Origin of the sequence: Lactococcus sp. S47 (assembly GCF_016517475.1) — a bacterium.
Classification (GTDB): domain Bacteria; phylum Bacillota; class Bacilli; order Lactobacillales; family Streptococcaceae; genus Lactococcus; species Lactococcus lactis.
The window spans coordinates 1-9,286 of record NZ_JACVUB010000018.1 but is presented as its reverse complement, the minus strand read 5'-3'; the positions used below and the strand labels follow the sequence as shown (position 1 = coordinate 9,286).

General features: G+C 35.8%; 6 protein-coding genes and 3 tRNA genes. All 9 read left to right on the top strand.

Translation table 11 applies throughout. From position 1 onward, the window contains the following. The first annotated feature begins 3 nt into the window (after positions 1-3). Positions 4-74: transfer RNA gene (locus tag IAE52_RS11315), tRNA-Gly, on the top strand. Between the two features lie 14 nt (positions 75-88). Next, positions 89-162 (top strand) — tRNA-Ile (locus IAE52_RS11310). 42 nt (positions 163-204) lie between these two features. Then, positions 205-292 (top strand) — tRNA-Ser (locus IAE52_RS11305). A gap of 178 nt (positions 293-470) precedes the next feature. Further along, positions 471-2,384, top strand: a complete 1,914-nt coding sequence (gene dnaG / locus IAE52_RS11300; RefSeq protein WP_109990669.1) for a DNA primase — start codon at positions 471-473, stop codon at positions 2,382-2,384. Between the two features lie 259 nt (positions 2,385-2,643). Continuing rightward, on the top strand, positions 2,644-3,804 hold the full coding sequence (gene rpoD / locus IAE52_RS11295) for an RNA polymerase sigma factor RpoD (RefSeq protein WP_026138868.1): 1,161 nt from the start codon (positions 2,644-2,646) through the stop codon (positions 3,802-3,804). 112 nt (positions 3,805-3,916) lie between these two features. Further along, on the top strand, positions 3,917-4,660 hold the full coding sequence (locus IAE52_RS11290) for a MurR/RpiR family transcriptional regulator (protein WP_010905438.1): 744 nt from the start codon (positions 3,917-3,919) through the stop codon (positions 4,658-4,660). A 164-nt stretch (positions 4,661-4,824) separates the two neighbouring features. Continuing rightward, on the top strand, positions 4,825-6,192 hold the full coding sequence (locus IAE52_RS11285; RefSeq protein WP_058204329.1) for an MFS transporter: 1,368 nt from the start codon (positions 4,825-4,827) through the stop codon (positions 6,190-6,192). A gap of 283 nt (positions 6,193-6,475) precedes the next feature. Beyond that, complete coding sequence (locus tag IAE52_RS11280; protein ID WP_058219638.1) at positions 6,476-6,814, top strand: hypothetical protein; 339 nt, start codon at positions 6,476-6,478, stop codon at positions 6,812-6,814. Positions 6,815-6,864: 50 nt separating this feature from the next. Next, complete coding sequence (locus tag IAE52_RS11275) at positions 6,865-9,111, top strand: ATP-dependent Clp protease ATP-binding subunit (protein WP_012897283.1); 2,247 nt, start codon at positions 6,865-6,867, stop codon at positions 9,109-9,111. Positions 9,112-9,286 lie beyond the last annotated feature (175 nt).

Below are 9,286 nucleotides of genomic sequence, written 5' to 3'. Positions count from 1 at the left end.
TTAGCGGATGTAGTTTAATGGTAGAACCCCAGCCTTCCAAGCTGGCTACGCGAGTTCGATTCTCGTCATCCGCTTAACTTAATATTTTGGGAGTTTAGCTCAGTTGGTTAGAGCACTGTGTTGATAACGCAGGGGTCCCAGGTTCGAATCCTGGAATTCCCATAATGGATATGTAAGGTATCTATTCATTGTTAATAAGCCTATGGGGGGTTACTCAAGAGGCTGAAGAGGACGGTTTGCTAAATCGTTAGGTCGGGAAACCGGCGCGAGGGTTCGAATCCCTTACCCCCCTTTGTTCGACGTCTATTCTTTAATAGGCGTCTTTTAGACTTTAAAGCCATAAAATCAGTAAGATTTCGTAAGTTATATTTATTTTAGAAAATGAATGATGATTAAGAACCTTTCTGAAGTGTTATACTTATTTTATGAGATTACTTTTATGATTAATCGTAGGGATGAAGGGGGAGATTATGGTTTCACTTGACACTGAGGTTGTTAATGATTTAAAGTCAAAAGTTAATATTGCTGATTTAATTTCACAGTATGTTGCTTTAAGTCGTACAGGTAAGAATTATACTGGTTTATGCCCTTTTCATGGTGAGAAAACTCCTTCCTTTAATGTAAATGCTGAAAAAGGTTTTTATCATTGTTTTGGTTGTGGGCGCTCTGGTGATGCGATTGAGTTTTTAAAAGAATACAATCAAGTTGGATTCGTTGATGCTGTTAAGGAACTGGCTGATTTTGCAGGAGTTACTCTTAACATTTCTGATGATAGAGAAGAAAAAAATAATCCAAATGCACCATTGTTTGAAATCAATAACCAGGCTGCTCGTTTATACAATATTCTATTGATGTCAACGGAGTTGGGTGAACGGGCTAGGAAATATCTTGAGGAGCGGGGGATTACTGATGATGTAATCAAGAGATTTAATATTGGTTTAGCTCCTGAAGAAAATGATTTTATTTTTAAAAATTTATCAAATAAGTTTGATGAAGAAATTATGGCAAAGTCTGGTTTATTTCATTTCTCAAATAATAAAGTTTTTGATGCTTTTACGAACCGAATCATGTTTCCAATCACCAACGAATATGGACAGACAATTGGTTTTTCTGGACGTAAATGGCAGGAAAATGATGATTCTAAAGCCAAATATATTAATACTTCAGCAACAACTATATTTGATAAATCTTATGAACTTTGGAATTTAGATAAAGCAAAACCAACAATTTCAAAGCAGCATGAAGTCTATTTAATGGAAGGTTTTATGGATGTTATTGCGTCTTATAAAGCTGGAATAAATAATGTTGTTGCCTCAATGGGGACGGCATTAACCGAAAAACACGTCCGCCGTTTGAAACAAATGGCAAAAAAATTCGTATTAGTTTATGATGGAGATTCTGCTGGGCAAAATGCAATTTATAAGGCCATTGATTTGATTGGTGAATCTGCTGTGCAGATTGTAAAGGTTCCAGAAGGACTTGATCCAGATGAGTATTCTAAAAATTATGGTTTGAAGGGATTATCTGCCTTAATGGAAACGGGGCGTATTCAACCCATTGAATTTTTAATTGATTATTTGAGACCTGAAAACCTTGCTAATTTACAAACGCAACTTGATTTTATTGAACAGATTTCACCAATGATTGCAAAGCTTCCATCGATTACGGCTCAGGATGCCTATATAAGAAAATTAGTTGAGATTTTGCCTGATTTCGAGTATAATCAAGTGGAGCAGGCTGTAAATTTACGGCGTGAAAATATGACAATTACTGACCATCCTGTCAGTAATTTAGATGCTTCAAGTTTGACCGAAAGTTTTACTGACGAAAATGATTATTCTAGTCTTGAATCGGTCATGCCTGTAGATTTTGAGGAGGCTTATTATGAGAATAATGTTAAAACTCAACAAACTTACAGAAGAAGTGAATCGGCTCAAGTTGTTCAACCATCTGTTCAAGTTCCTAAGTTGTCACGTTCGGAAAAAGCCGAAGAAATGCTACTCCATCGAATGATTTATCATTCATCAGTTTTGAAAAAATTTTCTCAAGATGAAAATTTTAGATTCGTCCATAAACGTTATCAAGATTTATTTGATAAAATCTTGCTTGAAGCAATGGTTTATGAACAAATTGATGAATCACACTTAGCAAGTGAGCTGTCAGACGAAGAACGTAGTCTGTTTTACCAGATTATAAGTTTAGATTTGCCTGATACAGCATCAAGTCAGGAAATTAATGACTTAGTTTCCATTTTTTCTAATGAAATGGAACAAATAAAATTTGAAGAACTCATTCAACAGTTGGCAACTGCTGAGAAAGCAGGAAACAAAGAACGTGTCTTAGAGTTAACCCTTCAGATTATTAACCAAAAGAAAAAATTATGATAATTTTTTACTGACAATTGGCTAGTCTATTTAATGACAGTTTTGTCAGTAGTTTTACCCAAAGAGGAGGAGCGAATTGGCAGCAAATAAAAAAAGAATAAGTCAAATTTCAAAAGAAACTGGCGTTCAAAACCGTGTTTTGGTTGAGAAGGCTCAAGAAATTGGCTTACTTGTAAAATCACATTCAAGTTCAGTTGGACCTGGTGAAGAACGTCGTCTTCTTGAAGCATTAAATGTTAAACCTGTTGTTGTTGAAAAGATGGATAGTCCTAAAACATTAGCAAGAGTTGAAGTCAAAGAAAATGGTGATACTTTTAACGTAAAAGCTTATGAAAAAGCAGTTAAAAGCTATATTACCAAACGTAAACCTTTGGGTGAAGCACTTGATGAAGAAATCATGGATGAACTTTCTGTTAAATTTGGGATTGTTGATGATGCGCTTGAAGACTTGTTTAAACAAATTCAAGATGCAGGAATTTCAATTGTGGATAAAGATGGAAATCCAAGTCCTTTGGCTCTTGTCACTGATGAAATTGAAAAAGAAGAAGTTTCAGATACTGCAATGGATGAAATTGTTACGAATGTTCGTATCGATGATCCTGTTCGCATGTATCTTAAAGAAATCGGACGTTATCCATTGATTTCTCTTGATGAAGAAACAAAACTTGCTGAAGCAATTATTGCTGGTGGTGAAGGGGCAGAATTTGCGAAACAAATGCTTGCCGAAGCTAACTTGCGTTTGGTTGTTTCAATTGCAAAACGTTATTCTGGACGTGGAATGCAATTTTTGGACTTGATTCAAGAAGGAAATATGGGCTTGATGAAGGCTGTGGATAAATTTGACCATACAAAAGGATTCAAGTTCTCGACTTATGCCACATGGTGGATTCGCCAAGCAATTACACGTGCGATTGCTGACCAAGCCCGCACGATTCGTATTCCAGTGCATATGGTTGAAACAATCAATAAATTGATTCGTGTTCAACGTAATCTTTTGCAAGAACTCGGACGCGATCCTTCACCAGAAGAAATTGGTAAAGAGTTGCACATGGCGCCAGATAAAGTTCGTGAAGTTCTGAAAATTGCTCAAGAACCAGTCTCACTCGAAACACCTATCGGTGAAGAAGATGATTCACATCTTGGGGACTTCATTGAGGATGATGTAATCGAATCACCTGTTGATTATACAAACCGTATTCTTTTACGTGAGCAGTTAGATGAAGTCATGGATACTTTGACTGACCGCGAAGAAAATGTTTTGAGAATGCGTTTTGGTCTTGATGATGGACGCATGCATACTTTGGAAGATGTTGGTAAACAATTCAAAGTGACACGTGAACGTATTCGTCAGATTGAAGCAAAAGCAATCAAAAAACTTCGTCACCCACGTCGTTCTAAACCGTTGCGTGACTTTATGTAATTTAAAAACTTGCTGATGAAACTGTCAGTAAGTTTTTTTATATTTTTTAGAGATAATATGTATTATGATTCAGTTTGTATTATATAAAATTAGTTTTATTCAGAGGAGTTTTATGAACCATTTAACTAGTGTCGAAATTTATATTTGGAATTATTTAGAAGAAAATAAAGCAAAAATAATTCAAATGACGGTTGCTCAAATTGCTGAATCTGCCCATGTCAGTCCTTCATCAATTATTCGAACTTTGAAAAAGAAAAATTTTTCTGGTTTTTCTGAATACAAAAATATGGAAAAACAAAAATTAAATAGACATGATTGGATTTATGGGCTGACAAAAGATGCAAATCAAGTTGTCTCTGAAAATATTGAAGAATTATTAATGACAGTAAGGCTGCTAGAGAGTGAAAACTTAGCTAAAGTTGTTGAAAATATTTTTCATGCAGCTTCAGTCGTGATTATTTCAAGAGGATTATCTGTTCGGATAGCTGACTCATTTGCGAGAGATTTGCAATTTTTAGATGTTAAAGCTGTCAGCTTATATCAAGATAATATGCAAGCATATCTTGAAAAATTGCCTAGAAACACATTTGTAATTGGTCTTAGCTTATCAGGTGAAACAGATTTGATTGTGGCAACAGCACAGAAGGCCAAAAGAGATGGAAAAAAGGTTTTAGCTATTACTGGTAACTATAAGAGTAGGCTGGTTGAACAAAGTGATTTGCTTTTGCTTGCTTATCAAAAGAACCTGTCAGGGAAAATCCTTGTTGATTATAATAATATGCTCCCCTTAGAATTAATTATTCACCTTTTAATCCAACTTTACAAACAGTATAAAGAATACGGTGCAATTGTTTGAGTGCTAGAGATTTACTGACAGATTGTAATGTAAGCTGACGATTATATTCTGTCAGTAAATTTTTTTGATTTAAAAATAAATTCCTGAAATTATGGCTTAATCAGGAATTTATTTCAAATAGGAGTGGGTTATAATTAATTCATCAAAATGAAAGGGGATTCAAAATGTTTGGATTCTTAAAACCCGCTCCAGATGCGGAGCAAAAAATATCAGAGGAAAAAGTTCCCCGGTTGTATAAAATGTGGCAAACTCGAGTTTTAATTTCGACGGCAATCGTTTATATTGGTTATTATATTATTCGATTGATCTTTACCGTTCAACAAAATGATATTTCCAAGGCTTATGGTTTTTCGATGGGACAAATTGGGACAATTCTCTCCATGTTTGGGATTGGCTATGGAATTTCAAAGCTTATTATGGGAACATTAGCTGACCGGGCCAATCCAAACCGTTATGTGGCAACAGGATTGATTGTGTCAGCGATTATCAATGCGCTTTATGGAACAACCCAAAGTTTTGGGATGATAGTCTTTCTGATGTTGCTTAACTCGGTTATGCAAGGTATGGGAGCTGCGGCTTGTCAGCGTTTAGTCGGTTTATGGTTTGGCCGAAAAGCAAAAGGTTCGATTATGGCGCGTGGGACAGCATTTTCAATCTGGTCATCAGCTCATAATGCTGGAGCTTTCATGTGTGTGGCTGTCATTAATTTATCTGCTTTCTTTTTCGGCGCTTCGCTTCAATGGAGTTTTTGGACAGCATCAATTGTTTCGATTGTCATTGCTATTATCGTTTTATTTCTGGGTTCTGACCGTCCAACGACGAAAGGATTACCGACAATTGAAGAATATTCTGGCGACAAAGTGGTTATTAAAGACGGAGAAATTGTTGAAGGCGATGTTTCTAATGACAATGTTTTTAAAATATTTTTTGAATACATTGTCAAAAATAAACTCGTGTGGGCGGTCATTTTGACCTCATTGTCAATCTATGTCGTTCGTTATGGAATTATGAGTTGGATTCCAAACTATCTGGTTAATGTCAAAGAATTTGATAATTCAACAGCAAAATGGCTGACAGGAATTTTTGAACTTGCAGCTGTACCTGGTGTTATTATCATCGGATTTATCACTGATTTACTTAAAGGCCGTCGGGCCATTATGGTTTTGGTTTCATTGATTGCCATGCTTGCCTGTCTGATTACTTATTTTGCAGCGACCAATCATACTTTGATTATTATTGTGTTATTAATTATGGGAACTTTCATTTATGCTCCAGCAACGATTGTTGGGCTGATGGTCAATGAAGCTGTCCCCAAATTTGCCAATGGAATGTCAACGGGTACGATGGGGTTCTGTCAGTACATTATTGGTGAAGTGACAGCAACTCTGGTTATTGGTTGGCTTGTACAAGCATATGGCTGGTCAGCAGGAAATATCATTGTTTATATTTTTGCCGGCATTGCCATTCTTGCTTCAATTTATATCTTGGTTCATCAAAATCGATTATATAAGAAAATTGATGATGCAGGCTAACTGACAAAATAAAAAAATTACTGACAAACCTTGAAGGAAAAGCTAAATTTTTTATATTATATTTTGGCTCTACTGACATCTTTGTCAGTATTTTTTATTAAAAATTTATTTATAAAGTTCAAAAGACTTGCTAAATTTTCCTAAAATGATTATAATAAATTTATCAATGGTCAAATATGGTCAAACTTTTTATTTTAAAAGGGAGAAATGATTTATTGATTTTTTAAATTTGATGTAAAATAAAAGTAACCGTTATCACTTAAATTATAAATAAGGAGAGAAAATGACGACTACTGTCTATTTTGAAAAAAATGGTGGCATTGATATTGAACTTAGAGGGGCAAGAAAAGTTCTTTCTTTAAGAAAACATATCAAGATTGACCCGGAAAATTTGGAATCTGTTCAACTTGTTTCTGATATGAAAAAACCAAAATTCTATAAAAAAGTAGCAGGAACTAACGCTTGGTACTATGGCGGTTGGTTCAGAGAAAATGGTGAAAATGAGTTTTGGGATGTCCGAAATAATGAGCGAGTTCTAGTCATCACCACAAAAAAATTCAAATATAAAAAACTTTACATCGAAGTTGGTCCTGATTTTAGATTAACTCCTTCCAAACCGTGAAGGGAAAATTAGTTTAAAATTAATTACTGAGAATTAAGAGGAGGAAAGCGATGCTTTGTCAAAATTGTAATATTAATGAAGCGACGATTCACCTTTACACAAGTGTAAATGGTCAGAAAAAACAAATTGATTTGTGCCAAAACTGTTATCAAATTATGAAATCTGGCGGTCAAGAAGCTTTATTTGGCGCAGGAAATGCCTCAAATGGAAATTCTGATGAACCATTTAATCCATTTAATGATATCTTTAGTGCTTTGCACGGTCAAGATTTTAATGGAGCAGCAAGCACTCAAACTCCACCAACACAAACAGGTGGACGTGGTCCGCGCGGTCCACAAAATCCTCGGGCAAAACAACCTAAAGGAATGTTAGAAGAATTTGGAATTAACATCACAGAGTCAGCTCGTCGTGGCGAAATTGACCCAGTGATTGGGCGTGATGAAGAAATTAAACGTGTCATTGAGATTTTAAATCGTAGGACTAAGAATAATCCTGTATTAATTGGTGAACCTGGTGTTGGTAAAACAGCAGTTGTTGAAGGTTTAGCGCAAAAAATTGTGGACGGAGATGTGCCGCAAAAACTACAAAATAAAGAAGTGATTCGTCTTGATGTTGTTTCTCTTGTTCAAGGAACAGGAATTCGTGGACAATTTGAAGAACGGATGCAAAAATTAATGGATGAAATCAGAAAACGTAATGATGTGATTATGTTTATTGATGAAATTCATGAAATTGTTGGTGCTGGTTCTGCCGGTGATGGCAATATGGATGCAGGAAATATCCTAAAACCTGCGCTTGCGCGTGGTGAGCTTCAATTGGTCGGAGCAACAACGCTCAATGAATATCGCATCATTGAAAAAGATGCTGCGCTTGAACGTCGGATGCAACCAGTTAAAGTCGATGAACCATCAGTTGATGAAACAATTACTATTTTGCGAGGCATTCAAGCACGTTATGAAGATTATCATCACGTGAAATACACTGATGAGGCTATTGAAGCAGCCGCTCATTTGTCAAATCGTTACATTCAAGACCGTTTCTTACCAGATAAAGCCATTGACCTTTTGGATGAGTCTGGTTCTAAGAAAAATCTAACCTTGAAATTTGTTGATCCTGAAGATATTAATCGTCGGATTGCGGATGCAGAAACGAAGAAAAATGAAGCAACACAGGCTGAAGATTTTGAAAAAGCCGCTCATTTCCGTGACCAAATAACCAAACTTCGTGAATTACAAAATCATGAAGTTTCAGATGATGAAATTCCTGTCATCACTGAAAAAGATATTGAACAAATTGTTGAGCAAAAAACACATATTCCAGTTGGTGATTTGAAAGAAAAAGAACAAACCCAATTGATTAATTTGGCTGATGATTTGAAAGCACATGTGATTGGTCAGGATGAAGCAGTGGATAAGATTGCTAAAGCTATCCGTCGTTCTCGTGTGGGACTTGGTAAACCTAATCGTCCAATTGGTTCTTTCCTTTTCGTTGGTCCAACAGGTGTTGGTAAAACAGAACTTGCTAAACAATTGGCTAAGGAATTATTTGGCTCAAGCGAAAGTATGATTCGTTTTGACATGTCGGAATACATGGAAAAACATTCGGTGGCCAAATTGATTGGAGCCCCTCCAGGATATGTGGGTTATGAAGAAGCTGGTCAATTGACTGAACGTGTTCGTCGTAATCCCTACAGTTTGATTTTATTAGATGAAATCGAAAAAGCACATCCAGATGTAATGCACATGTTCTTGCAAATTCTTGAAGATGGACGTCTGACAGACGCACAAGGACGGACAGTATCCTTTAAAGATAGTTTGATTATTATGACTTCTAATGCCGGAACTGGTAAAGTTGAAGCCTCTGTCGGATTTGGTGCTGCTCGTGAGGGACGAACTAAATCAGTGCTTGGTCAGCTTGGCGATTTCTTTAGCCCTGAATTCATGAACCGTTTTGACGGAATAATTGAATTCTCTGCTTTGAGCAAAGAAAATCTCCTTAAAATTGTTGATTTGATGCTTGATGAAGTCAACGAACAAATTGGACGTAATGATATTCATCTTAGTGTCACTCAAGCAGCAAAAGAAAAATTAGTTGATCTAGGTTACAATCCAGCAATGGGGGCAAGACCACTTCGTAGAACAATTCAAGAAAATATCGAAGATTCAATTGCTGACTTCTATATTGAACACCCTGAATACAAAGAATTGGTTGCTGATTTGATTGATGATAAAATTGTTATCTCTAATCAAGCTCAAGAAGCAGCAGAAACGACTGATGAAGAAGTTCCTGCTGAATAAAAATGTCTGTCAGTAAAATTTTTAGTGATAGAAAAAATAAAATAATGAAATAAAGAAATAATGAAATAATGAAAAATTGCTGACATGAATCTTGTCAGCAATTTTTCTAACTACAACTTCAATGCTCCCCGTAGTCGCATTGAACTGACATGAATCTTGTCAGCAATTTTTTTTA

What these genes read in the sequence shown, in the direction of transcription:
- IAE52_RS11275 (WP_012897283.1), top strand. Translation starts at nt 6,865, where the DNA reads ATGCTTTGTCAAAATTGTAATATTAATGAAGCGACGATTCACCTTTAC.
- dnaG (WP_109990669.1), top strand. Translation starts at nt 471, where the DNA reads ATGGTTTCACTTGACACTGAGGTTGTTAATGATTTAAAGTCAAAAGTT.
- IAE52_RS11285 (WP_058204329.1), top strand. Translation starts at nt 4,825, where the DNA reads ATGTTTGGATTCTTAAAACCCGCTCCAGATGCGGAGCAAAAAATATCA.
- rpoD (WP_026138868.1), top strand. Translation starts at nt 2,644, where the DNA reads ATGGATAGTCCTAAAACATTAGCAAGAGTTGAAGTCAAAGAAAATGGT.
- IAE52_RS11290 (WP_010905438.1), top strand. Translation starts at nt 3,917, where the DNA reads ATGAACCATTTAACTAGTGTCGAAATTTATATTTGGAATTATTTAGAA.
- IAE52_RS11280 (WP_058219638.1), top strand. Translation starts at nt 6,476, where the DNA reads ATGACGACTACTGTCTATTTTGAAAAAAATGGTGGCATTGATATTGAA.